General features: G+C 58.0%; 27 protein-coding genes and 1 pseudogene. 14 read left to right on the forward strand and 14 right to left on the reverse strand.

From position 1 onward, the window contains the following. Positions 1–119 precede the first annotated feature (119 nt). On the forward strand, positions 120–1,727 hold the full coding sequence (locus AC0L7L_RS17770; protein ID WP_272213399.1) for a phosphoenolpyruvate carboxykinase: 1,608 nt from the start codon (positions 120–122) through the stop codon (positions 1,725–1,727). Positions 1,728–1,818: 91 nt separating this feature from the next. Here the strand turns inward: AC0L7L_RS17770 and AC0L7L_RS17775 are convergent, their stop codons facing one another. Continuing rightward, positions 1,819–2,268, reverse strand: coding sequence for a glyoxalase superfamily protein (locus tag AC0L7L_RS17775; protein ID WP_272213400.1), 450 nt, complete (start codon positions 2,266–2,268; stop codon positions 1,819–1,821). A 257-nt stretch (positions 2,269–2,525) separates the two neighbouring features. On the opposite strand from AC0L7L_RS17775, the gene arfB reads away from it, so the two are divergent. Next, positions 2,526–2,963, forward strand: a complete 438-nt coding sequence (gene arfB / locus AC0L7L_RS17780; RefSeq protein WP_473510424.1) for an alternative ribosome rescue aminoacyl-tRNA hydrolase ArfB — start codon at positions 2,526–2,528, stop codon at positions 2,961–2,963. A gap of 5 nt (positions 2,964–2,968) precedes the next feature. Then, positions 2,969–3,586: an alpha-ketoglutarate-dependent dioxygenase AlkB family protein gene (locus AC0L7L_RS17785; protein WP_272213401.1), complete on the forward strand. Its 618-nt coding sequence runs from the start codon at positions 2,969–2,971 to the stop codon at positions 3,584–3,586. Positions 3,587–3,589: 3 nt separating this feature from the next. On the opposite strand, the gene coaA is transcribed toward AC0L7L_RS17785, so the two are convergent. From coaA to hisB, 7 genes are read right to left on the reverse strand one after another with little or no spacing between them, the layout of a single operon-like run. Next, entirely contained in the window at positions 3,590–4,588 is a 999-nt protein-coding gene (gene coaA, locus AC0L7L_RS17790) for a type I pantothenate kinase (RefSeq protein ID WP_272213402.1), read from the reverse strand. Then, a complete protein-coding gene (locus AC0L7L_RS17795; RefSeq protein ID WP_272213403.1) occupies positions 4,585–4,908 on the reverse strand; it encodes a phosphoribosyl-ATP diphosphatase in 324 nt (107 codons plus the stop codon). The genes coaA and AC0L7L_RS17795 overlap by 4 nt, the downstream gene beginning before the upstream one ends. 16 nt (positions 4,909–4,924) lie before the next feature. After that, positions 4,925–5,707, reverse strand: coding sequence for an imidazole glycerol phosphate synthase subunit HisF (hisF, locus tag AC0L7L_RS17800; protein ID WP_272213404.1), 783 nt, complete (start codon positions 5,705–5,707; stop codon positions 4,925–4,927). Continuing rightward, positions 5,704–6,438 carry a 1-(5-phosphoribosyl)-5-[(5-phosphoribosylamino)methylideneamino]imidazole-4-carboxamide isomerase gene (gene hisA, locus AC0L7L_RS17805; RefSeq protein WP_272213405.1) on the reverse strand — a complete coding sequence of 245 codons (735 nt, stop codon included), beginning with the start codon at positions 6,436–6,438 and terminating at the stop codon, positions 5,704–5,706. The genes hisF and hisA overlap by 4 nt, the downstream gene beginning before the upstream one ends. 22 nt (positions 6,439–6,460) lie before the next feature. Beyond that, complete coding sequence (hisH, locus tag AC0L7L_RS17810; RefSeq protein WP_473510428.1) at positions 6,461–7,111, reverse strand: imidazole glycerol phosphate synthase subunit HisH; 651 nt, start codon at positions 7,109–7,111, stop codon at positions 6,461–6,463. Between the two features lie 5 nt (positions 7,112–7,116). After that, positions 7,117–7,575 carry a DUF2628 domain-containing protein gene (locus tag AC0L7L_RS17815; protein ID WP_473510430.1) on the reverse strand — a complete coding sequence of 153 codons (459 nt, stop codon included), beginning with the start codon at positions 7,573–7,575 and terminating at the stop codon, positions 7,117–7,119. 11 nt (positions 7,576–7,586) lie between these two features. After that, a complete protein-coding gene (hisB, locus tag AC0L7L_RS17820; protein WP_272213409.1) occupies positions 7,587–8,195 on the reverse strand; it encodes an imidazoleglycerol-phosphate dehydratase HisB in 609 nt (202 codons plus the stop codon). Positions 8,196–8,429: 234 nt separating this feature from the next. Between hisB and AC0L7L_RS17825 the strand changes: the two genes are divergently transcribed. From AC0L7L_RS17825 to hslU, 5 genes and pseudogenes are all read left to right on the forward strand, one after another. Continuing rightward, positions 8,430–8,924, forward strand: coding sequence for a DMT family transporter (locus AC0L7L_RS17825; protein WP_473510433.1), 495 nt, complete (start codon positions 8,430–8,432; stop codon positions 8,922–8,924). Continuing rightward, positions 8,921–9,361, forward strand: coding sequence for a DMT family transporter (locus tag AC0L7L_RS17830; protein ID WP_272213412.1), 441 nt, complete (start codon positions 8,921–8,923; stop codon positions 9,359–9,361). The genes AC0L7L_RS17825 and AC0L7L_RS17830 overlap by 4 nt, the downstream gene beginning before the upstream one ends. A 96-nt stretch (positions 9,362–9,457) precedes the next feature. After that, positions 9,458–10,015, forward strand: coding sequence for an ATP-dependent protease subunit HslV (hslV, locus tag AC0L7L_RS17835; RefSeq protein WP_473510436.1), 558 nt, complete (start codon positions 9,458–9,460; stop codon positions 10,013–10,015). Then, complete coding sequence (locus AC0L7L_RS17840; protein WP_272213413.1) at positions 10,005–10,505, forward strand: GNAT family N-acetyltransferase; 501 nt, start codon at positions 10,005–10,007, stop codon at positions 10,503–10,505. Before hslV ends, AC0L7L_RS17840 begins: the two co-directional genes overlap by 11 nt. 13 nt (positions 10,506–10,518) lie before the next feature. Next, positions 10,519–11,827 (forward strand): annotated as a pseudogene (hslU, locus tag AC0L7L_RS17845) (ATP-dependent protease ATPase subunit HslU). A gap of 67 nt (positions 11,828–11,894) precedes the next feature. Here the strand turns inward: hslU and AC0L7L_RS17850 are convergent. After that, positions 11,895–12,530, reverse strand: a complete 636-nt coding sequence (locus AC0L7L_RS17850; RefSeq protein WP_272213415.1) for a class I SAM-dependent methyltransferase — start codon at positions 12,528–12,530, stop codon at positions 11,895–11,897. Positions 12,531–12,635: 105 nt separating this feature from the next. On the opposite strand from AC0L7L_RS17850, the gene AC0L7L_RS17855 reads away from it, so the two are divergent. Further along, positions 12,636–13,541 (forward strand): LysR family transcriptional regulator, encoded by a 906-nt coding sequence (locus tag AC0L7L_RS17855; RefSeq protein WP_473510438.1) that lies wholly within the window; start codon positions 12,636–12,638, stop codon positions 13,539–13,541. Between the two features lie 112 nt (positions 13,542–13,653). Further along, on the forward strand, positions 13,654–15,822 hold the full coding sequence (locus AC0L7L_RS17860) for a malate synthase G (protein WP_473510440.1): 2,169 nt from the start codon (positions 13,654–13,656) through the stop codon (positions 15,820–15,822). Between the two features lie 113 nt (positions 15,823–15,935). On the opposite strand, the gene dnaQ is transcribed toward AC0L7L_RS17860, so the two are convergent. From dnaQ to AC0L7L_RS17885, 5 genes are read right to left on the reverse strand one after another with little or no spacing between them, the layout of a single operon-like run. Continuing rightward, complete coding sequence (dnaQ, locus tag AC0L7L_RS17865) at positions 15,936–16,649, reverse strand: DNA polymerase III subunit epsilon (RefSeq protein ID WP_272213418.1); 714 nt, start codon at positions 16,647–16,649, stop codon at positions 15,936–15,938. Next, positions 16,649–17,257, reverse strand: coding sequence for a dephospho-CoA kinase (gene coaE / locus AC0L7L_RS17870; RefSeq protein WP_272213419.1), 609 nt, complete (start codon positions 17,255–17,257; stop codon positions 16,649–16,651). Before coaE ends, dnaQ begins: the two co-directional genes overlap by 1 nt. Further along, complete coding sequence (locus AC0L7L_RS17875; protein WP_272213420.1) at positions 17,254–18,114, reverse strand: shikimate dehydrogenase; 861 nt, start codon at positions 18,112–18,114, stop codon at positions 17,254–17,256. Before AC0L7L_RS17875 ends, coaE begins: the two co-directional genes overlap by 4 nt. Further along, positions 18,107–18,730, reverse strand: a complete 624-nt coding sequence (locus tag AC0L7L_RS17880) for a Maf family protein (protein ID WP_473510444.1) — start codon at positions 18,728–18,730, stop codon at positions 18,107–18,109. Before AC0L7L_RS17880 ends, AC0L7L_RS17875 begins: the two co-directional genes overlap by 8 nt. A 37-nt stretch (positions 18,731–18,767) precedes the next feature. Then, the gene (locus AC0L7L_RS17885; protein WP_272213424.1) at positions 18,768–19,589 is read right to left on the reverse strand and encodes a pyruvate, water dikinase regulatory protein; all 822 of its coding nucleotides are present in this window, start codon (positions 19,587–19,589) and stop codon (positions 18,768–18,770) included. 410 nt (positions 19,590–19,999) lie between these two features. Here AC0L7L_RS17885 and hemE point away from each other — a divergent pair, with 410 nt between their 5' ends. From hemE to mnmE, 4 genes are all read left to right on the forward strand, one after another. Further along, positions 20,000–21,025, forward strand: a complete 1,026-nt coding sequence (hemE, locus tag AC0L7L_RS17890; RefSeq protein ID WP_272213425.1) for a uroporphyrinogen decarboxylase — start codon at positions 20,000–20,002, stop codon at positions 21,023–21,025. A 32-nt stretch (positions 21,026–21,057) separates the two neighbouring features. Beyond that, entirely contained in the window at positions 21,058–21,600 is a 543-nt protein-coding gene (gene hemJ / locus AC0L7L_RS17895; protein ID WP_473510446.1) for a protoporphyrinogen oxidase HemJ, read from the forward strand. Between the two features lie 199 nt (positions 21,601–21,799). Beyond that, positions 21,800–23,065, forward strand: coding sequence for a transcription termination factor Rho (gene rho / locus AC0L7L_RS17900; protein ID WP_473510448.1), 1,266 nt, complete (start codon positions 21,800–21,802; stop codon positions 23,063–23,065). A gap of 241 nt (positions 23,066–23,306) precedes the next feature. Then, on the forward strand, positions 23,307–24,626 hold the full coding sequence (mnmE, locus tag AC0L7L_RS17905) for a tRNA uridine-5-carboxymethylaminomethyl(34) synthesis GTPase MnmE (protein WP_473510450.1): 1,320 nt from the start codon (positions 23,307–23,309) through the stop codon (positions 24,624–24,626). The last annotated feature ends 102 nt before the right edge of the window (positions 24,627–24,728 follow it).

Here is a 24,728-nt window from a genome sequence, read left to right on the forward strand (position 1 = left end):
TTTTCTTTAATCGATTAAACTCATGATATTATTAGTTTTTGTCAGATTTCCTGTTGTCGAATACGAACAAATTTAATATGTTTTTAAAAAATTAGATTTTGTTTAGAGAGGCATTTCGCATGGTGGAGCATGGAATCTACAATCGCCGTTTTCCGGTTGAAGCCGCGGGTCTGAAAGACCTCGCGGGGGTCTATTACAATCTGATGCCGTCGGAACTCTGCGAGGAATCACTACGCCGCAGTGAAGCCGTCCTGACAGCCGACGGTGCTTTGCGCGCGCTCACCGGTCAGCACACCGGGCGCTCCGCCAAGGACAAATTCGTGGTTTGTGACGACAACACCAGGGATCAGATCTGGTGGGACAACAACAAGGCGATGTCGCCGGAGCATTTTGCGCTTTTAAAGGCGGACATGCTTGCGCACGCCAGTGGCAAGGACCTGTTCGTGCAGGACCTGATCGGCGGCGCAGATGCCGAAAACCGTCTGCCGACGCGCGTTGTCACCGAATATGCCTGGCACGCCCAGTTCATCCGCAATCTGCTGATCCGCCCGGAACGCGATGCGCTCGAAGACTTCGAGGCCAAGCTCACCATTATCAACCTGCCGAGCTTCGTGGCCGACCCGAAGCGCTATGGCTGCCGCACCGAGACCGTGATTGCCTGCGACCTCGAAAACGGTGTGGTGCTGATCGGCGGCACATCCTATGCGGGTGAGATGAAGAAGTCGGTATTCACCGCACTCAACTATCTTCTGCCCGCCCGTGGCGTGATGCCGATGCACTGCTCTGCCAATGTCGGCGACGCCGGCGATGCGGCCGTGTTCTTCGGCCTTTCGGGCACCGGCAAGACCACGCTTTCGGCCGATCCCTCGCGCACGCTGATCGGTGATGACGAGCATGGTTGGGGCGAAAACGGCCTCTTCAACTTTGAGGGCGGCTGCTACGCCAAGACCATCCGTCTGTCTGCGGAAGCGGAACCGGAAATCTACGCCACCACAAAACGCTTTGGCACGGTTCTGGAAAACGTTGTGCTCGATTCAAACCGCGAGCCCGATTTCGATGACGGTTCGCTGACGGAAAACACCCGCTGCGCCTATCCGCTGGATTATATTCCCAATGCCTCGCGCACAGGGCTTGCCCCGCATCCCAAGACCATCATCATGCTGACGGCCGATGCCTTTGGCGTGCTGCCGCCGATTGCGAAACTCACGCCCGAGCAGGCGATGTATCACTTCCTCTCCGGCTATACCGCCAAGGTGGCGGGAACTGAAAAGGGCGTGACGGAACCCGAGGCAACGTTTTCGACCTGTTTCGGCGCGCCGTTCATGCCGCGTCATCCGACCGAGTATGGCAATCTTCTGAAATCGCTGATTGCAAAGCATGAGGTCGAGTGCTGGCTGGTGAATACCGGCTGGACCGGCGGCGCCTATGGCACCGGCAGCCGCATGCCAATCCGCCAGACCCGCGCCATGCTGGCCGAAGCGCTGTCCGGCAAGCTTGCCGGCGCCGAGTTCAGGGTCGATCCGAATTTCGGTTTTGCGATTCCGCTCGCGATTCCCGGCGTCGACGCGGCGATCCTCAACCCGCGCGGCACCTGGAGCGATGCGGACGCCTATGACGCCCAGGCGGCCAAGCTTGTCGACATGTTCGTCGCCAATTTCGCAAAGTTCGAGGATCATGTGGATGATGGCGTGAAGGCGGCTTCGCCGAAAATGCTGGCCGCCGCCTGAGCCAGCCAAATCCGTTCCGCAGGAGGAGCGCGGGAAATGCCCGGTTGCTATCTGGCGCCGGGCATTTCTTTTGGATTCCCCGACACAGCCCCTACCAGGCAAGTTCGACATGCGGCCTGCCGTCAGACGTCTTTGCCGGTGACCGCCCGGTCTCGTCGACCGTGCAGTTGATACGGCGTCTGAAAGAGGAGAAACTGTCGAATGTCACAACATCGACGGGTTCGTCGAACTTCAGCGTCAGACGATAGTGTCCCGGCTTGTTGGAAAACGCCTTTGCCGAAATAATCTCGGCTTCGAAGGCATGACCCAGATAGGTTCCCGAAACCCGAGAGCCGAGCACCCACGGATTGAGCGGAGGGCGATTGCCGAGCCGGGCATGGAGTGTGTTCCAGTCGCGAAAGCCGTATTGGGCGGCAATCAATTCCAGAGCACGCGAATGGGTAATCGGCTGGCCTTCGCGGGCAAGATGCGACCGCAGACGTTTGGCCTGACCCTTGAGCGCCTCAAGCGATGGCAGAGGTGGATTGGATAAATTGGACATAGCGAAGTCTTTCCTTCGCATTCGCCTGTCTGGTGTTTCGGTGCCCGCATTGCCGGAAACGCGAATGCGCAAGGTTTGAAAACATCGCTCATCGGTTCACTGGGCACTTCACCATGGTTTTCATGAAAACCCGCGGGCGGCCGGCGTCCCTTGCCGTTCATGCTCACTAGGCCGGTTTTCCGTCCACGTCAAGCAAGGTCCACCCGACAGGGATTGCGGCCTTGAAGGGCAGGGGACGGCATGAGATAACGCCAGTCATGGCATCACGCGATCTTACCATCAACGACCAGATTACGATTTTGGGCTGGGAACTGACCGAGCAGTTCGTGCTTGCCGGCGGGCCCGGCGGGCAGAACGTCAACAAGGTGGCGACCGCCGTTCAGCTGTTCTTTCCGCTAGAAGCCTCGCCGTCGCTGCCCGATCGGGTGAAGCGCAATGCGGTGCGCCTTGGCGGCCGCAAGGTCTCCAAGGAGGGTGTGCTGATGATCGAGGCCAACGCCCATCGCAGCCAGGAGCGCAACCGTGAGGCGGCGCGCGAAAAGCTGAAGGAGCTGATCCTCACAGCCGCGGCCCCGCCACCGCCAAGACGGCGAAAGACCAGGCCCACCAAGGGTTCCATAGAACGCCGGCTGAAGGCAAAGACCGGACGCGGCACGATCAAGAAAATGCGCGGCAAACCCGCGTCGGACGAGTAACCGCGATGACCGGTCTTCCCGAAGGTTTTCGCTACCTGCCGGATTATCTTGACCGGGAGGCACAGGAGGCGCTGGTCGCCGACATCCGCGCCGTGGTGGCAAAAGCCCCGCTTTACGTGCCGGCCATGCCGCGCACCGGGCGGCCGATGTCTGTGCGCATGACCAATTGCGGCCCGCTCGGCTGGGTCACCGACAAGGCGCGCGGCTATCGCTATCAGGACACCCATCCGGTCACCGGCAGGCCATGGCCGCAAATGTCGGAACGGCTGGCCGCACTCTGGCGTGAACTTGCAGGTTATCCGCAGCCGCCCGAAGCCTGCCTGATCAATTTCTACGACGATACGGCGAAGATGGGCATGCATCAGGATAGCGACGAGGCCGATTTTGCCGCACCTGTGCTTTCAGTCTCGCTGGGTGATACCTGCCTTTTCCGTGTGGGCGGAACCGACCGCAAGGACAAGGCCGTCTCACTGAAACTCAAAAGCGGCGACATCATGCTGCTGTCCGGCAAAAGCCGGCTCGCCTATCACGGCGTCACCCGCACCTATCCCGGCACATCAACGCTTTTGAAGAATGGCGGGCGGATCAATCTGACGCTGCGACGGGTGAGAGAAGCGGATTGACGCTCACAATTTCCTCAGCGCCACCGTTTCCACCAGATGGTCGTGGCCCTTGCGCAGGATCAGGTCGGCGCGTGGGCGGGTGGGGAGGATATTGTCCTCCAGATTTTTCAGATTGATGTTGTTCCAGAGGTCTTCTGCCGTCGACAGCGCGTCATGTTCGGAAAGCTGCGCATAGCGGTGGAAATAGGAAGCGGGGTCCTGGAAGGCGGTGTTGCGCAGCTTCCGGAACCGCTCGATATACCAGTGATGGATCAACGAGACATCGGCGTCGATATAGATCGAGAAGTCGAAGAAGTCCGAGACCATCGGCACCATGCGCCCGCCGGCGGGCAGGCTGCGGGCCTGCAACACGTTGATGCCTTCGAAAATCAGGATATCGGGACGGTCGACGGTGACGAAATTGTCCGGCAGCACATCATAGGTCAGGTGCGAATAAAGCGGCGCCTTCACATTGGGCATGCCCGCCTTGATCGCCGAGAGAAAGCGCAGGATTGCCGCCGTGTCGAAGCTGTCGGGAAAGCCCTTGCGGCGCATCAGGCCTTCCATTTCCAGAACCGCATTGGGAAACAGAAAGCCATCGGAGGTGACGAGATCGACCTTGGGGCTTGAGGGCCAGCGGGCCAACAACTGTTTCAGCAGACGCGCCGTGGTGGACTTGCCGACGGCTACCGATCCGGCAACACCGATGATGAACGGGGTTTTGCTGTCCTGCTTGCCGAAGCTCAGGAACCGGCTACGCTGGCGAAACAGCATCTGCGAGCTTTCCACATGGGTGGATAAAAGCCTCGACAGCGAGAGATAGATGCGGCGCACTTCTTCCAGTTCGATCGGATCGTTCAGCGAACGCAGCTTGCGGACTTCTTCCGCTTTCAGCGTCATCGGCGTATCGGCGCGAAAGCGCGACCATTCCTCGGCAGAGAAAAACCGATAGGGCGAGACCGGATCGGCCAGCGTCTCACCGGCATTGTCGTCCAGAAATGAGTCGCGAAATTCGGAAATCATGAAGGCGCGCGTCCCGCCTTTTCGGCAATACCCGATTGACCGGTGCGCCGCGCCAGTTCATCCATCACATCGGCAAGCGGGATATCGGCGATCTTCAGCACCACCAGCAGGTGATAGAGCAGGTCGGCGGTCTCGCCAGTCAGGTTTTCCCGGTCCTCGGCGATTGCCGCAATAACGGTTTCAACCGCTTCTTCGCCCAACTTCTTGGCGGCCTTTCGCTGGCCTTTTTCGACGAGCTTCGCCGTCCAGCTTTCCTCCGGCGAGGCCTTGGCGCGCTCGGCGACGATCGCCTCAAGATCGGCGAGTGTGAATTCGGACATGGTTTTCCTCCCCGCCTCAGTCGAGACGCATGGCGATGCCGTGATCAGCCATATACTGTTTTGCTTCGCCGATGGAATAGGTACCAAAGTGGAAGATCGATGCGGCGAGCACGGCCGTTGCATGGCCGTCGCGAATGCCTTCGACCATGTGATCGAGATTGCCCACGCCGCCGGAGGCGATCACCGGCACGGACACGGCGTCTGCAATCGCGCGCGTCAGCGCGATGTCATAGCCCACCTTGGTGCCATCACGGTCCATCGAGGTCAGCATGATTTCACCAGCCCCCAGACCAACGACCTTGCGGGCGAATTTTACGGCATCAATGCCGGTGGGCTGACGGCCGCCATGGGTAAAAATCTCCCAGGCGCTGTCGCCTTCGCCAGCTGGCGTTTCCCGCCGTTTGGCATCAATCGAAACAACAATGCACTGATTACCGAATTTATCGGCAGCCTCGGCGACAAAGTCCGGGTTTTTCACCGCTGCCGAGTTGATCGACACCTTGTCGGCACCGCAGAGCAGCAGCTTGCGGATATCGGCGACCGTGCGCACGCCGCCGCCAACCGTCAGCGGCATAAAGCAATGTTCGGCGGTGCGGGTCACGACGTCGAAAATCGTCTCGCGGTTATCGGAGGTGGCGGTGATGTCGAGAAAGCAAAGCTCGTCGGCACCGGCAGCATCATAGGCGCGCGCGGCTTCGACCGGATCACCGGCGTCGATCAGATCGACAAAGTTCACGCCCTTGACGACACGGCCGTCCTTGACGTCGAGACAGGGGATAACGCGGGCTTTGAGTGTCATGACTGCGCACCTTTCAGCATCGCCAGCGCTTCGGCCGGATCGATGCGGCCATCATAGAGCGCGCGGCCGGAGATTGCACCTTCGAGGATCTGGGCGTCGGGCCTCGTCATGCGGGTGATGTCTTCCATCGAGGCAAGGCCGCCGGAAGCGATGACCGGGATGTTGACAGCGGCAGCGAGCGCGAGCGTGGAATCCCAGTTGATGCCGGTCAGAACGCCATCGCGGTCGATATCGGTGTAGATGATTGCGGCAACACCCGCACCTTCAAACCGCTTTGCAAGCTCGACCACTTCAAGTTCGGATGCCTCGGCCCATCCCTCGACGGCAACCTTACCGCCGCGTGCGTCGATGCCAACAGCGATCTTGCCAGGATATGCCTTGCAGGCGGCCTTCACCAGTTCGGGATCGCGCACGGCAACGGTGCCAAGAATAACGCGGGCAAGGCCCTTCGACAGCCATGTCTCGATATGGTCGAGAGAGCGGATGCCACCGCCGAGCTGTACCGGGTTTTTCGTCGCCTTCAAGATCGCATCGACCGCATCGCCATTGACGCTTTCGCCGGCGAAGGCGCCATTCAAATCCACCACATGCAGATGGCTAAAGCCCTGATCCTCGAAGGCTTTCGCCTGTGACGCGGGATCGGGATTGTAGATCGTCGCCTGCTCCATATCGCCGAGCTTCAGGCGCACGCACTGGCCGTCTTTCAGGTCGATGGCGGGAAAAAGGATCATGTCTGGTCTTTCGTTTGAATTCTTAAGGCGCCCAGGTCAAAAAGTTGGCGATCAGCTTGAGGCCGAGGGTCTGGCTTTTTTCCGGGTGAAACTGGCTGCCGGCCTTGTTGCCGTCTGCGACAAAGGCGGTAACCGGGCCACCATAACCGGTGGTGGCAATCACCTGTTCCGGCTTGTTTGCCGCAAGGTGATAGGAATGCACGAAATATGCGTGCAGTCCGTTCTCGCCGGTCGGGATGCCATCAAAAAGCCAGTGTTCGCTTTTCAGCTCAAGCGTGTTCCAGCCGATCTGCGGGATCTTGAGGTCGCGATCTTCCGGAGTGATTTCGGTTACATCGCCGGCAATCCAGCCAAACCCTTCCGAAACTGTCTTTTCCAGGCCGCGCTCGGACATCAGCTGCATGCCGACGCAGATGCCGAGAAAGGGGCGGGCCTTGTTCTCCACCGTCTCGCGGATGGCATCAACCATACCCGGAACGGCGTGAAGCCCGGCGCGGCAATCGGCATAGGCGCCCACACCGGGCAGCACGATCCGGTCGGCAGATGCCACGATCTCGGCCTTGTCGGTGAGAATGATCTCGGCATCGAGGCCTTGTTCGCGCGCAGCGCGTTCGAAGGCCTTGGTGGCCGAGCGCAGATTGCCCGAGCCGTAATCGATTATCGCAACTTTCATGGTCGTCATCTTGCTGAATAGGTATCCATCAGACCAATGCCGGAAGGCAAAGGCCCATGTTTGGCGGCAGGGCCGGGCGTAAAATGGGTAAAGGGCGCACTGCCCTGCTTTTCTGCGAAATAGATGGCTTCCGCCGTGCCGATATCAGGCGCAACCACCACACCATCAAGCGTGAAACCGCGCCGTTCCATGGCAATCGCCTTCCATTCGCGGGCCTCGAAACCGATCAGCAGGTTGAGCGCAAGCGATGCAGCACTGGCACCGAACGACAGGCTTTCGAAAAAACCCGCCACCCCGAACGCAATGGAAAGCGCAAGGGTGATGAAGCCGGCAACAAAGGCGCGGTTCGCCAGAAGCCAGAACGGGCCGAACAGAAAGCCCAGCCACGCGAACTGGTCCGGCATGAAGCGGATCTTCTCCGGATCGTTGTCGCCGGGCGGGATCAGGACGAGATAGCTTGCCATCTTGCCTCCTCTCAGGCGAGCATGCCCTTTGTGGAGGGCACGCGGCCTTTCTGGCGCGGATCGATCTCGGCGGCAGCACGCAACGCGCGGGCGACGGCCTTGAAACAGGTTTCGGCGATATGGTGGCTGTTGGCACCGTAATGGTTCAGAACATGCAGCGTGATACCCGCATTCTGGGCCAGCGCATGGAAGAATTCGCGCACCAGCTCGGTATCGAACGTGCCGATCTTCTCGGACGGAAACGTGACGTTCCAGACCAAAAATGGCCTGCCGGAAAGGTCAAGCGCGGCCTTGGTCATGGTCTCGTCCATGGCGAGATCGATCGAGGCATAGCGGGTCACGCCGGCACGCTCGCCGAGCGCTTTTGCCAATGCCTGGCCGATGGCGATGCCGACATCCTCAACCGTGTGATGATCATCGATATGCAGGTCACCCTTCGCCTCGATCGTCATATCGATCAGCGAATGGCGGGAAAGCTGGTCGAGCATATGGTCGAAAAAGCCTATTCCCGTCGAAATCCGCGCTTCACCGGTACCGTCAACATTGACGGAAACGGAAATCGCGGTTTCCTTGGTCTTGCGCGCAATTTCCGCGCGGCGGGCTTCGCTTTCAGCAGCCATTTGTGCCTTCTTTCTCCAAGACATGCGGTATCGCCATTCCTTAACAGGCAGGCCCGCCAAGCGCAAAAGAAAAGCGGAAAAGCCGACTTCACGCAAAGCGCGATCCTTGACATCTGAGAGGCCGAATGGCGCTTTCCTGCCGCCGCGAGGTCTGCGCCGGGGCTTCCGGCTTTCATTGCGGCATGTTCTCGGCTACAGGCTGAACCGCATAATATTCTCCTGAGAGCCCCTCCCATGTCCCCCACTGCACGTCCTTCGCTCATCTATTTCCTTGCCGCGTTCGCGGCCGGCTGCATCATGGCCGTGATGACCCATCTGAATGCCGTTGTCGCCCTTTACGGCTCGCCGATGTATGCCTCGTGGGCCGGTCATGGTTGCGGCACGCTGGCCGCAATCGCCATTCTCGGCCTTCTCTATTTCCGCAGATCAGGATCTGGCGTGAAAACCGAAAAAGTGGAGAACCTTCGTGTGCCATGGTGGGCCTATCTCGGCGGCGTTTTTGGGGCCGCCACCGTGGTGACTGCCTCGCTTGCGGTCAACTCTCCGCTCGCGCTTTCAGGCGCGATTGCGCTCGGTCTTGGCGGGCAGGTGCTGTTTTCGCTTGCCGCCGACCAATGGGGCTTTTTCGGCCTTCCGGCCAGACGCCTTGATCTGCGCGACCTGATGGCCGTTCTGTTCATTCTTGCAGGCAGCGTCCTCGTCATTATCTCGGGAGGGGCACAGGCATGATTTTCTCAATTATCTTTGCCGTCACCGCCGGCGTTCTTGTCGGCATCAGCCGACAGGTCAATGGCCGCCTCAGCGTTTCAACATCACCAATGATGTCCTCGTTTTATAACCATATTGTCGGCTTCATCACCGTCAGCGTGGTTGCCGTTTTCATCGGGGGCCTGATACCGCCAACGGTTTCGGAGGTTCCGCTCTACGGCTATCTCGCCGGTCCCGTCGGTGTCATCTTCGTGGCGGCCGGTTCATGGGTGATTCCGAAAATTGGCGCTGTCAACACCGCAGTGCTGATCATCGGCGGGCAGATGTTCATGAGCGCTGTCATGGATGTGGTTGAGGGCGTGGAAGGACAGCCACTTTTGAGGTTGGCCGGTCTGGCGCTTATTCTCGTCGGCATGATCATCGCCCAGAGTCGCAAGAAACCCCAGATAACGGCCTGAGCAACCTTCACGGATTGCAAATGTGGCAAGGCTGCCTACATAGAATGCCGGACAGGGCTTCGCGCATCAAAGCGAAGCCGGACAAGAGGTTTTATCATGAGCGAACACAATCCCTTCGGCACCATGCACGCCACCACCATCATTACCGTGCGCAAGGATGGCAAGGTGGTGATGGCCGGTGATGGCCAGGTCTCGCTCGGCCAGACAGTGATGAAAGGTAATGCCCGCAAGGTCCGCCGGATCGGCAAGGGTAACGTTATCGCCGGCTTTGCCGGTGCCACGGCTGATGCGTTTACCCTGCTGGAGCGGCTGGAGCGCAAGCTCGAGCAGTATCCCGACCAACTGATGCGCGCCTGCGTGGAGCTTGCCAAAGACTGGCGCACCGACAAATATCTGCGCAATCTGGAAGCGATGATGCTGGTCGCCGACAAGGATATCACGCTCGCTGTCACGGGTAACGGCGATGTGCTGGAGCCCGAACACGGTGTCATGGCAATCGGCTCCGGCGGCAATTACGCGCTTTCAGCGGCACTCGCCCTGATGGACAGCGACAAGCCCGCCGACGATGTCGCCCACAGGGCGATGGAGATCGCCTCGCAGATCTGCGTTTATACCAATGGCAACATCATCGTGGAAACCCTGGATGCCGCGTGACGGGATCATACGTTTCAGGCCGCTTGTTGAAAGCGACCTTGAACTGATGGGCCACTGGCTGCAGGAACCGCACGTTGCGAAATGGTGGGAACGGGCTGAAAAGCAGGTGGAGCAGATGCGTTCGCATATCGATGATCCGACCGTTTCACCCTTTGTCGTTCTGCTGGATGACGTGCCGTTCGGCTATATCCAGCTGTGCGATCTCGATGGCGAGCGCGACAAGGAACCAACCCTTGACAGCCAGCCAGCCGGGACTTTCGGTCTCGATCAGTTCATCGGCCCGCCCGACATGATCGGTCGCGGCTTCGGTCCGCGTTTCGTCTCCGCCATGGCGGAACGGGCGCTAAATAACGACGCGAAACGCGTCCTCGTCGATCCACGCCCCGAAAATGTGGCGGCGATACGCGCCTTTGAGAAGGCCGGCTTTGTTCGGCTTGGAACTTTCAGCATGACAAGCGGTCCGGCCCTGCTGATGGCCCGTGATCCTTGAGGAGCAGTGACAGATGACCAGTTTTTCCCCGCGCGAGATCGTTTCCGAACTCGACCGCCATATCATCGGCCAGAATGACGCCAAGCGCGCCGTTGCCATTGCGCTGCGCAATCGCTGGCGACGCCAGCAATTGCCGGACGATCTGCGCGACGAGGTGATGCCGAAGAATATTCTGATGATCGGTCCGACCGGTGTCGGCAAGACCGAGATTTCGCGCCGCCTGGCGAAACTGGCAGGCGCACCCTTCATGAAGGTCGAGGCCACCAAATTTACCGAGGTCGGCTATGTTGGCCGCGATGTCGAGCAGATCATCCGCGATCTGGTTGAGATCGGCCTCGTGCTGGTGCGCGAAAAGAAGCGCCAGGAAGTGCAGGCCAAGGCCCATGCCAATGCCGAGGAACGGGTGCTTGATGCGCTGGTCGGCAAGACCTCATCGCCCGCCACGCGCGACAGTTTCCGCAAGAAGCTGCGCGACGGCGAGATGGACGACAAGGAAATCGACATTGAGGTCACCGATAGCAGTTCAGGCATGCCGGGCCTTGAAATTCCCGGGATGCCGGGCGCCAATATCGGTGTGCTGAACCTGTCGGAAATGTTCGGCAAGGGCATGGGCGACAAGACCAAGAAGGTGCGTACCACGGTCAAAAACTCCTATTCGGACCTGATCCGCGACGAAAGCGACAAGCTGCTCGATGACGAGGTAATCCAGCGTGAGGCGGTGCGTCTTGTGCAGGAAGACGGCATCGTATTCCTCGATGAGATCGACAAGATCGCCGCAGGCGATGGACGCATGGGGGCCGGTGTTTCGCGCGAAGGCGTGCAGCGCGACCTGCTACCGCTGGTCGAAGGCACGACGGTCGCCACCAAATACGGGCCGATCAAGACCGACCATATCCTGTTCATCGCGTCTGGTGCGTTCCACGTCTCCAAACCGTCCGACCTGTTGCCGGAGCTGCAGGGCCGTCTGCCGATCCGAGTTGAGCTGCAGGCGCTGACCAAGGAAGACTTCCGCCGGATCCTGACGGAAACCGAAGCCAGCCTGATCCGCCAATACCGGGCGCTGATGAAAACCGAGGAACTGAATCTCGACTTCACCGAAGACGCGATTGACGCACTTGCCGATGTGGCCGTGCACCTCAATGCGACCGTGGAAAACATCGGCGCGCGGCGGCTGCAGACAGTGATGGAGCGGGTTCTGGACGAGAATCTCGTTTACCGCGCCCGATCAATCAGGCCAGGAAATCCTGATCGATTCCGACTATGTGCGCAAACATGTCGGTGATCTTGCCAATGACACGGACCTGTCGCGCTACATTCTGTAAAGGGTTCGTTAACCCTGATTTCACGTGAAACATGAGAAAAGGCCGGCGCTGGTGCACCGGCCTTTTCTCATGCCGCTTTGGTGGCCACCAGAAAGGCGGCCTTGTTGCGACCGGGACACCACTGGTGGACAATGGAAAATCCGGCCTGCGCCATTTCAGCAATCAGTTGTTCCTGTGTGAAGCTGCCGACATATGGTGCCTTGCCAATCATCTGCATCGCCGGAATGGCGGTGCGGATATACCAGGAAAAGTCGGCAAGACAGGCCGTCGAGGAAACGAGCACGCCGCCCGGTTTCAGCGCGGTAAAAATGCTGTCAAACACACGCTCGCGGTGTTCCAGAAGGTGCAGCAGCGAATGCGCCATCACAACATCATAAAGTTCATTGGTGCCAGCAAGCGCGCCGACATCACCCTGACGGAAATGGACATTGCAGATAGCAGCGTCTTTGGCCTTGCGCTCGGCGATCGCAATCATGTTGTCCGAAAGATCCCAGGCATCGATCCGGTCGACGGCGGGCGCGTGGTAGAGTGCGGTCGTCCCGGTTCCGCAGCCGAGTTCCAGCACTCTCATATCCGGGTGTAGGTATTCGCGGGTGATGTCGAGCTTGATCTGGTAGGATTCTGGATCGGAGATCGGGTCACGCGCGTATTTTTCGGCGATTTTGTCCCAGAATTGCTTTGTCTTCGTCTTGGATACGGGCATGATCGGTTCCTGCGGCTGATGTTGTGCTGTTGCTGACAAGACTGATAGGGGGTTTCAGGCTATGCGGGAATTGCCTAAATTCCTTGAGCTGTTATACGCAAAGCGATGAAATGGGACGCTGTCAGATATGACTGGAACCAGGTCCGCGCCTTTCTGGCGACGGCAGAAGAAGGCTCGCTGTCTGCGGCAGCGCGGGCGCTGAAGGTCACACAGCCGACGCTGAGCCGCCAGGTGGCCGGCCTTGAAGCAAGCCTCGGTGTCTCGCTGTTCGAGCGCGGCACCCGCTCCATGACGCTGACAGCCGCCGGCCGACAATTGCTGGCCTATGCCCGCGAAATGAACAACGCCGCCAACAATATCTCGCTTGCCGCCTCCGGCCAGTGCCAGGCGGTCGAGGGCGAAGTCCGGATCGCAGCGACCAATGCAATGGCAACCTACCACCTGCCCGCAGTTGTCGCGAAAATCCGCAAGCTTGCCCCCGGGATCGCGCTGGATATCAAGACCTCCAACGCGCTTTCCGACCTGATCCGCCGCGAGGCCGATATCGCCATCCGTCATGCCCGGCCAACGGAGCCGGAACTGATCGCCAAACAGGTCGGCGTGACCTCTGCCGGGATGTATGCGGCCAGTGCCTATATCGACCGCCTCGGTCGCCCGGTCACGGTGGAGAAGCTGAAATCGGCCGATTACTTCGGTTTCGAATTCCGTGAACAACTACTGCCGATCTTTGCCGACGAAGGAATCCCGCTGACCGCGGACAATTTTCCGGTGATCACCGAAAGCGGCACATTGATAATGGAGATGATGCGCGCGGGCCTCGGCATCGGGCTTCTGCTGAAAGAAGATGTGGCGCTGTTTCCGGACCTGGAGGAAGTGTTTCCGGCTTTCAAGCCGATTTCCGTGCCGATCTGGCTGGTGACCCACCGTGAACTCCATTCCAGCCGCCGCATCCGTGTGGTCTATGATATTCTCGCCGAATTCCTCGCAAAACTTTCGTCCAACAGGCAGTGAAGATTGGTATTAGTTCCATTTTGGAAACAATATTTCAAATTCGCGCCGAATTGACGTTCACACTTGCGTCGCTACATTGGCGGCAGACAAAATATCCGAAAAGGCGTTTCCCATGGCTCGCATCGAAAAATTCGGCCTTGCTTTCGACAAGACCCTGCATGATTTTCTGACTGAAACGGCGCTTCCGGGAACCGGGATCGATCCGGATGCCTTTTTCAGTGGATTTTCGGAGATCGTGCATGATCTCGCACCGAAGAACCGGGCGCTGCTGAAAACCCGCGACGCCATGCAGGAAAAGCTCGACGCCTGGTACAAGGACAATGGCGCGCCGGCCGATATGGCCGCCTATGAGGCGTTTCTGCGCGAAATCGGCTATATCCTGCCGGAGGGCGATGATTTCTCCGTCTCGACCGAGAATGTCGATCCCGAGATCGCCACAATCGCCGGTCCCCAGCTTGTGGTTCCGGTGATGAACGCGCGCTATGCGCTGAACGCGGCCAATGCCCGTTGGGGTTCGCTTTATGACGCGCTCTACGGCACGGATGCGATTGCCGAAGACGACGACGCGGAAAAGGGCAAGGGCTACAATCCGAAGCGCGGCGAAAAGGTGATTGCCTGGGCCAAGGGTTTTCTCGATGAGAATTTCCCGCTTGCAGCCGGCAAATGGGCGGATGTCACCGGCTTTGGCTATCAGGACGGCGTGCTGATCGTCAAAACCACGGCCGGAGAAACCGGACTTTCCGACCCCGGACAATATGCCGGCTTCGATGACAAAGACGGCGATGCTTTCCGGCTGATCTTCGCAAACAACAATCTGCATGCGATTGTCGATGTGGATCCGGCAGGCATGATCGGCAAGACCGACCCCGGCAACATCAACGATGTGGTGCTCGAATCGGCCATTACCGCGATCATGGATTGCGAGGATTCTGTTGCCGCCGTCGATGCCGAAGACAAGGTGCTCGCCTATGCCAACTGGCTCGGCCTGTTGAAGGGCGACCTGACGGAAGAGGTCACCAAGGGCGGCAAAACATTTACCCGCCGTCTGAACCCAGATATCGCGTTTTCCGCGCCGGACGGTTCACCGACGAGCCTCAAGGGCCGCTCGCTGATGCTGGTCAGGAATGTCGGCCATCTGATGACCAACCCGGCGATCCACGACCGCGACGGCCGTGAAGTGCCGGAAGGGATCATGGATGCCGCTGTCACAGCACTGATCGCGCTTTATGATATCGGCGAGGATGGTCGCCACATGAATTCGCGCACCGGCTCCATGTATGTGGTCAAGCCGAAGATGCACGGGCCTGAGGAAGTGGCCTTTACCGACGAGTTGTTCGCTCGCGTCGAAAAGATCGTCGGCATGGCGCCGAACACGATGAAGATGGGCATTATGGATGAGGAACGCCGCACCACGGTCAACCTCAAGGAATGTATCCGCGCCGCCAAAAAGCGTGTCGTGTTCATCAATACCGGCTTCCTTGACCGTACCGGCGACGAGATTCATACCTCAATGGAAGCCGGCCCGATGATCCGCAAGGGCGATATGAAATCGGCGCCGTGGATGGCGTCCTACGAGGACTGGAACGTCGATATCGGGCTTGAATGCGGGCTTTCCGGCCATGCCCAGATCGGCAAGGGCATGTGGGCGATGCCGGACCTGATGGCCGGCATGCTCGAAGCCAAGATCGGCCAGCCGAAGGCCGGCGCCAACACTGCCTGGGTGCCTTCGCCGACCGCTGCTACACTGCATGCCACGCATTATCACGCCGTCGATGTGGCAAAGGTACAGGAAAAGCTGAAAGACCGCCCGCGCGCCAGCCTCACCAATATCCTCTCCGTTCCGGTCGCTGTTCGGCCGAACTGGTCGAAAGAGGATATTCAGGCCGAACTCGACAATAATGCGCAAGGGATCCTCGGCTATGTCGTGCGCTGGATCGATCAGGGCGTCGGCTGCTCCAAGGTTCCCGATATCAACGATATCGGCCTGATGGAGGACCGGGCAACGCTCAGAATTTCCTCCCAGCACATGGCCAACTGGCTCTATCACGGCGTCTGCACCGAAGAGCAGATCATCGCCACGATGAAGAAGATGGCCGCCGTCGTCGACCGGCAGAACGAGGGCGATCCGGCCTACCGGCCGATGGCGTCAGATTTCGAAGGTTCAATCGCCTTCCAGGCGGCGATGGATCTGGTGCTGAAGGGCAGGGAACAGCCGAATGGCTACACCGAACCGGTGCTGCATGCCCGCAGACAGGAGCGCAAAGCCCAGGACGCTGCCTGAAGACCATCAGCGACAGAATCAGGATACCCGGCATGCGCCGGGTATTTTTTAGCTGACGCTATTCGCGAAGCCTTGGTTTCAGACCCGATGCTGCGTCCGGTTCAACGATTGTCTCAGTCGCCCGAAACGCTGTTCCACAGCGCCTTGTCACCGATATCGGCGATCATCTTCGCATGGGCCTCGACCTCGTCGGCGTGCACACGCGATGCCAACGGGCGAGGGCGCACCAGCGGCGGCAGTTTGCGCAGATTTCCGTCGCTGTCATATTCATCGGTCGAGCTTGCATTGACGAGGCGAAAGGCCGCCTGACGGCCACCCGACATCTCGATATAGACCTCAGCCAGCAATTCGGCATCGAGCAGCGCCCCGTGCTTGGTCCGGTGGGCATTGTCGATGGAATAGCGCTTGCAGAGCGCGTCTAGGCTGTTGGGGCCCATAGGGTGTTTGCGCCGCGCAAGCGCAAGCGTATCAACCACCATTTCCTGATCGATCGGCGGCTTGCCGAGACGGCCGAGCTCCACATTGATGAAGCCCATATCGAAAGCTGCATTGTGGGCGATCCAGCGGGCGCCGTCGAAAAACGCCAGAAGATCGTCGGCGACATCCGCAAAAACCGGCTTGTCCTTCAGAAACTCGTCGGAAATGCCGTGCACCTGAAAGGCTTCAGGGTGAACGGTCTTACCGTCAGGATTGACATAGACGTGGAAGGTCTTGCCTGTCGGAAAATGGTCGATCAGCTCGAGGCAACCGATTTCGATCAGCCGGTCGTCATTTTTGTCCATACCCGTTGTTTCGGTATCGAAAATGATGTCGCGCGTGACCTTCATCACTGTTCTCCGTCCTGTTTCGCCGCTTTTTCTTCAAGCGCGGCAATGATGTGACCGACCGCCGCCCGTGCCTGGTCAAATCCGTGCCCCGTGTCGACAACATAGTCGGCCCGCGCCCGTTTTTCGCCATCAGGCAGCTGGCGTTTGAGCACTGTTTCGAACTTTTCCACTGTCATATCGGGTCGTGACAGCACTCGCTCGCGCTGGATCCCGGGATCGCAGGTCACGACCAGCACGCAATCGACCGCGTGATCGGCGCCGGTTTCAAACAGCAGCGGAATATCGAGCACCGCGATATCAGCACCGTCCTCCCGGGCCTTTTCAAGAAAGCGATTGCGCTCTTTGCGCACCAGAGGATGGACGATCGCTTCCAGTTTTTCGAAATTTTCCGATTTTCCGGCAAGCGCCTTGCTCAACCGGGAGCGGTCAATCACGCCATCGACAACAACGCCGGGAAAGGCGCTTTCCACAGGTGCCACGGCGGCTCCGCGGTAAAGAGCATGCACCACCTCATCGGCATTTTGAACCGGAATGCCGGCTTCGGTGAAAAACCCCGCCGTTGTGGATTTTCCCATACCGATCGATCCGGTCAGGCCGAGAATGATCATCCGCTGGTCTCAAGGTCTGCGATGATCTCATCGCGAAGTGCGGCATCGACCTCGGGCTTGGTATCAAACCATTTCTCAAAGCCGGGAACCGCCTGATGCAACAACATGCCGAGGCCGTCAGCGGTTTTAAGCCCGTGCGACTTTGCCTGTTTCAGGATCGGCGTTTCAAGCGGAACATAGACGATATCGGCCACGATCGCGTTTTCGGACAGCAGGCCGAAATCGAAATCCGGAACAGCACCGCCCTTCATGCCCAGTGAGGTGGTGTTGACGAACAGACCGGCTCCCGACATCACATCGGCAAGCCGATCCATATCATGAGCGTCGACGCGGTCGCCCAGCCGAGCCGCCAATTCCGATGCACGCGCCAGTGTGCGGTTGACGATATGGATGTGGGAAATGCCGCGCTGCTTGAGCGCCATCGCAATCGAGCGGGCGCCACCGCCGGCACCAAGCACAACGGCCTTTTCCACATATTCCCATCCGGGATGGATGGCGTCGAGATTGCCGGTGAAGCCGAGGCCATCGGTGTTGGTTGCATGAATGCGGCCTTCTTCGACCCACAGCGTATTGGCAGCACCCAGAAGCGTGGCATGTTCGTCGGCGTGATCGGCAAGCTCAAAGGCGGCCATCTTGTGGGGAATGGTAACATTGCAGCCCACCAAACCCGCTTCGCCGGAGCGCAGCTTGTCCATGAAGGATGCGATCTCGCCCGACGGGACATCCTGACGGACATATTCGCCAGAGATCCCGTATTTCTTCAGCCAGTAGCCATGCACCAGCGGCGAGCGGGACTGGGAAACCGGATGGCCGATGACACAGGCGCGCCGCACCGAGGTTTCACGTGAATCAGTCATGCAGCGCTCCGAGTTTGCGTAAGGCGGCCAGAAGCTGAAGCATCGGCATGCCCAGTATCGTAAAGAAATCGCCGTCGATCCTGTCGAAAAGTCGCACACCCGGACCTTCCAGCTGGTAAATGCCAGATGAATAAAGCGTGTCATCGGATATCAGCGCCAGATAATGATCGATTTCGGCGTCATCGAGTGCGCGCATATGCAATGCCGCTGTCTCGCAGGCTTCAAACAGGACGGCACCATCGCGGGCAATCGCGAAGGCGCTCATCAGGTAATGGGTCTTACCGGACAGGCGTTTGAGATGCGCGCGCGCTTGCACGCGGCTTTCCGGTTTCGAATAGGGCTTTCCCTCAAACGCCATCACCTGATCGCCGCCGATGACGAAGGCGCCGCGCGCGCGCATTGATACATCGAGCGCTTTCGACCGTGACAGAAGACCGGCGAGGAAGACCGGCGTTGCTCCCGTCTTCAAAAACGGCGCTTCGACAGCGCGTTCGTCTACATGCGGGCGCATGCTGGAAAAAGCGATCCCGGCATTGGTCAGAAGCGCGCGGCGAGACGGGCTGGTGGACGCTAGGATCAGCGGGATATTCAAGGCTTTTGACGCAACATTCGACATCGACCGCTTCTCCTCTCACAGCATTTCAACCCTGTGATTACTTGAGCTCGTTTTTCAGGGCAAGAATGGCAGCCGCGGTTTCCTCGATCGACCGGCGGGTGACATCGATGATCGGCCAGTTGTTCTGGGCGGCAAGACTGCGGGCATATTTCAGTTCCTCGGCGATCACCGCACGGTCGGTATATTCGCTCTTGCCTTCATCGGCGCCGCTGCCGAACTCACGAAATTCACGGACCTGAGAAATCCGCCCCGTGGAAGCAATCAGGCAGACGATCAATGGCTTTTCCGCCCTGTGCAGGCTTTCAGGCAGCTGGGTGCCGGGCACAATCGGTATATTGGCTGCTTTCACACCGCGATTGGCGAGATAGACAGATGTCGGGGTCTTCGATGTGCGGGAAATCCCCAGGATCACCACATCCGCCTCGTCATACGTCTCTGGCATCTGCCCGTCATCATGATCCATGGCGAAATTCAGCGCCTCTATACGAGCGAAATAGTCCTCGTCCAGGCTGTGCTGCGCGCCTGAGCGGCGCCGCGATGCCGTACCAAGATAGGACTGGAACACGGCGGCAACCGGATCCAGCACATTGACGCAGGGGACATTCATATCCCGGCACATCTCATCCAGAAGAGCGCCGAGTTCTTCGTTGACGACGGTGTAGAGAACGATGCCGGGCGCTTCATCGATGGCCCTGAGCACGGCGAGAACCTGTTTGCGGCTGCGCACCAGCGGATAGACATGCTCGATCGGCTCATAACCGCCAAACTGGGCGGCAACCGCGCGGCCTGCAGAGATCAATGTTTCCCCGGTAGAATCAGAGATCAAATGGAGGTGAAAGAAGTTTTTTCGGTTTTCCACGATGTCCTTCGCCTCCTGTTCATAACATTGGATAAACCGGGATATTTACACGACGCGGTTTTTGGCCTGTGGGTAGTCCAGTGATTTGTCCACATATGCCCATTTGTCGAAAAGGTTCAAACCGCTCTGTTGAAAACGGGGATAAACTGCGCACGTTCATCGATAATCCAACAGTTTTGCACAGGCATGGCGGTCAAAGCGGCAACCGGCAACTAACTGAATCCAAAAATCAATCGGCTTTCTTCCCCACAATTATCAATCAATGACGATTTCGGATCGACTTCGATCAACCGAAACCGTGGAAAAGACTCATCACTCAGGAAAAACCTTTAATCCTTGATCCTCACAGACTCTAAGAAATAAAAGGAATCCAAAGATAGAAAGATTCATTATTAAGAAGGGCTGGGGATATGGGAAAACGGACGCTCGAACGCGTGCTTGAAGGCGAAACCGTCAACCCGCCACCGATCTGGCTGATGCGGCAAGCCGGTCGCTATCTTCCGGAATATCGTGCCTTGAGAGAAAAAGCCGGAGGCTTTCTCAAGCTTTGCTACAATCCCGATTTTGCGACTGAAGTGACGCTTCAACCAATCCGACGCTATGGATTTGATGCAGCCATCCTGTTTTCGGACATACTCGTCATCCCCGATGCGTTGAAATGCGGTGTTCGCTTTGAAAAGGGTGAAGGCCCGAGACTTGATCCGATCACCGCTGACGATATCGCTCGTCTGGAAGCCCGCTATGGTGCACAGACGCTCGATCCCGTGATCGAAGCCGTGCGTCGGATACGGGCCAGCCTGCCCGATGAAACCTCGCTGCTGGGCTTCTGCGGGGCCCCGTGGACGGTCGCGACCTATATGATCGCCGGGAAGGGAACCAGCGACCAGGCGCCGGCACGGCTGTTTGCCTATCGCCACAGACGCGAATTCCTGAAACTTCTCGATCTTATCGCGGATCTCTCCGCCGATTACCTGATCCGCCAGCTTCAGGCCGGGGCAGACGCTGCTCAGATCTTCGACAGCTGGGCCGGTGTTCTTTCTGAGGAGGATTTTGCGGATTTTGCTGCGAAACCAGTGGCCAGGATCGTCAGCCAGGTGCGAACAGCAGTTCCGGGCGCAAAGATCATTGCCTTTGCCAAGGGTGCCGGGGCCAATCTTTCGACCTATCGGCAGGCAACCGGCGCCAACGCCATCGGGCTGGACTGGACAGTCCCTCTCGATGTTGCCAAGGTGCTGCAGAGCGAAGGCCCGGTTCAGGGAAATCTCGATCCACTCGCAATGGTTGTTGGAGGTGAGATGATGAAGGCCCGGGCTGCAGCCATTCTCAAAACCTTGTCCGATGGACCGATGATTTTCAATCTCGGTCACGGGATTACACCGGAGGCAGATCCCGAGAATGTGGCCGCATTGGTGAAGCTCGTTCGGGGCGAAAAATAATATAATTAAAACAAATAGATGTTGAGGAAATGATGACCGATCAGGGTGAAACGAGGACAACGGCTGGAAAGAAATCGGCAAGCCGGGCGATGACAGCGCTGCTTTTATTTCTGTTCATTTGTCTCGGATTGTTCATCTTTCAGCGTGACAGTTTCTATCTCTGGGCCACGGCCATTCACGTCATGGCTGTGATATCCTGGATGGCCGGGATGTTCTACATGCCGCGTCTGTTCGTCTATCATGCCGATAGCGCGCCGGGTTCAGACAAGTCTGAGACCTTCAAGGTCATGGAACACCGGTTGATGAAGGTGATCATGAACCCGGCCATGATCCTGACCTGGATTTTTGGCCTTTATCTGGCCTGGGACGGCGGCTGGCTCAGCGATGGCTGGCTGCATGTGAAGCTCCTCGCCGTTTTTTTGATGTCCGGCGTCCACGGCTATTACAGCAAGGCGATCAAGGATTTTGCCGTCGACAAGCGGACCACGAGTGCGCGGCACTGGCGGATGATCAATGAAGTGCCGACAGTTTTGATGATCATTGCAGTCATCATGGTCATTGTTAAGCCGTTTTAATCGCTTGATAAATGGTTTCGCGCGTTTTCCGGGATAAAAACGCGCATTTGCTCTTGTAACGTCAACGGCAAATCAGTATCTTCCTGCCAACTCATCCAAAAAGGCTGTGCGAACCGATCCCCTGAGCCAATCCGAATTGGCACTGTTCCACCCGCGCAACCGGCCTTTCGATCATCACAACAATTTACGGTTTTTCTTCATGTCTCAAATGAAGCTTCAGGAACTGAAGAGCAAGACGCCAACCGATCTCCTCGCCTTCGCGGAATCGCTCGAGGTCGAGGGCGCAAGCACGATGCGCAAACAAGAACTGATGTTTGCCATCCTGAAAGTGCTGGCGACACAGGATGTCGAGATCATCGGTGAAGGCGTTGTCGAAGTGCTGCAGGATGGCTTCGGCTTCCTGCGTTCGGCCAATGCCAATTACCTGCCCGGTCCCGACGATATCTATATCTCGCCGTCTCAGATCCGTCGTTTCGCGCTGAAGACGGGTGATACTGTCGAAGGTCCGATCCGTGGACCGAAGGAAGGCGAGCGCTATTTTGCGCTGCTGAAGGTCAATACGATCAATTCGGATGACCCGGAAAAGATCCGTCACAAGGTCCATTTCGACAATTTGACGCCGCTTTATCCGGACGAACGCTTCAACATGGAGCTGGAAAATCCGACAACCAAGGATCTTTCCGCACGTGTGATCGATCTGGTGGCTCCGCTTGGCAAGGGCCAACGCGGTTTGATCGTGGCACCGCCCAGGACCGGTAAAACGGTGCTTCTGCAGAATATCGCCCATTCGATCACCGCTAACCATCCGGAATGTTTCCTGATCGTTCTTCTGATCGACGAGCGTCCCGAGGAAGTGACCGACATGCAGCGTTCAGTGAAGGGTGAAGTCGTATCTTCGACCTTCGATGAGCCTGCCGTGCGTCACGTTCAGGTGGCGGAAATGGTGATCGAAAAGGCCAAGCGTCTGGTTGAACATGGCCGCGATGTTGTGATCCTGCTCGACTCGATCACACGTCTCGGACGCGCCTACAACACGGTCGTACCGTCTTCCGGCAAAGTTCTGACCGGTGGTGTCGACGCCAATGCGCTGCAGCGCCCCAAGCGTTTCTTCGGTGCGGCGCGTAATATCGAGGAGGGCGGTTCGCTGACGATCATTGCAACCGCGCTGATCGACACCGGAAGCCGTATGGACGAAGTTATTTTCGAAGAGTTCAAGGGAACGGGCAACTCTGAAATCGTGCTTGATCGAAAGGTCGCCGACAAGCGGATTTTCCCGTCTATGGATATCCTCAAATCCGGAACCCGCAAGGAAGACCTTCTGGTGCCGCGTCAGGATCTTCAGAAGATCTTTGTGCTTCGCCGGATCCTCGCGCCGATGGGAACCACCGATGGGATCGAGTTCCTGATCGACAAGCTGAAGCAAACCAAAAGCAATGCCGATTTCTTCGAATCCATGAACACCTGACGTTCTGTGTTCACGGAGAAAATTCGACCAGACCCTCGTTTACCTTCCGCAGACACAATCCGAACAGAACTGTCGGGTCGTGTTTGAGGATGAGACTATTAAGCGCCGCCTGGCGATAGGCCTATCGGGATTTTTAGACCTTGAAAATCATCCATCTGGTTCGATCCGAGATACGGGATTTTCTATTAACTATATGAATATAAAAGATATTCTATAATTTTTTCGGTAACGGACGCGGATGATGCGAGCTTCCGATACAATCTTTGCACTTTCGAGTGGTGCGCTGCCATCCGGTGTTGCGGTTATCCGCATTTCTGGCGCGGATGCCCATGAGATCTGTGCCGCGATTGCGGGCCGAGTACCCGATCCGCGCCAGGCACAGCTTTTGACATTGCGGGATGAGACCGGTGCGGCCCTCGACCAGGCTCTGGTTTTGAGTTTTCGGGCTCCTGCATCCTTTACCGGCGAAGATTGCATTGAATTTCATCTTCATGGTGGCCGGGCGGTTGTCCGCGCGGCATTGGACCGAATTTCGTCTTTCGACAATACCCGCCACGCCGAGGCCGGCGAGTTCACACGACGCGCATTCGAGAACGGAAAGCTTGATCTTGTCGAGGCCGAGGGCTTATCCGATATCATCGTTGCCGAGACCGAGATGCAGCGCCGTCTGGCCATGGAGCAGGCGAGCGGTAAGCTTTCGGAGCTCTATGAAGGCTGGGCGACGGCGCTGTCCCATGCACGGGCAATGATTGAGGCTGAGCTCGATTTTTCTGACGAAGAGGATATCCCGGGCTCCGTGTCCGAAACCATCTGGCTGAGCGTGGAGGCGATTGCCGAGGCCATTCGTGATCACCTTACTGGCAGCCGGACAGGGGAAATCATTCGTGATGGCTATCAGGTCGTGATTGCTGGCCCGCCTAATGCCGGAAAATCGAGCTTGCTCAATGCCTTGGCTCGGCGTGATATTGCGATTGTTACCGATGTGGCCGGTACCACGCGGGATGTTCTCGAGGTCAACCTCGATATAGGCGGCTATGCGGTTCGGCTTTATGATACGGCGGGTTTGCGTGACACAGACGACGTCGTTGAAGCCGAAGGCGTCCGTCGGGCGCGTGCAATACTGGGTTCGGCGGATCTGGTGCTGTCGCTTGCAGAGATCGCGGAAGGATCAAGTGCTGAGGTATTCTCTGATCTGGACTGCCTGAAAATTGGCACAAAATCCGATGTTGCTGCTCCCGAAGTCGATACCGCAACGTTTGATTTGGTGTTGTCGTCGCACAGCTGGGCAGGGATGGATGACCTTATCGCGGCCATATCTGAACGGTTGGCGGATCGTGTTGCCGGTTCTTCGTTAAGCCTGCCGGTGCGAGCCCGTCAGACGGACTACCTGCAGCAGGCACTGGTGGCGCTGGAGGCGGCTCTCACTGAGCGCGGGCTCTCACCAGAACTTCCGTCGGAATCGCTCAGACAGTCGGCGGAGGCTCTGGGACGGATCACCGGACGGGTGGATGTCGAAGATTTACTGGACGTGATCTTTTCGTCGTTTTGCGTTGGCAAGTGAGCGATGTTTCACGTGAAACAATCTTGACTCACCGCAGGTGACACGGCACAACCACTACCAAGATACGAGGGTTCCGACCACGGTCGTTGAGCCTCGAATGGA

The organism is Martelella sp. K41-7 (assembly GCF_055808365.1).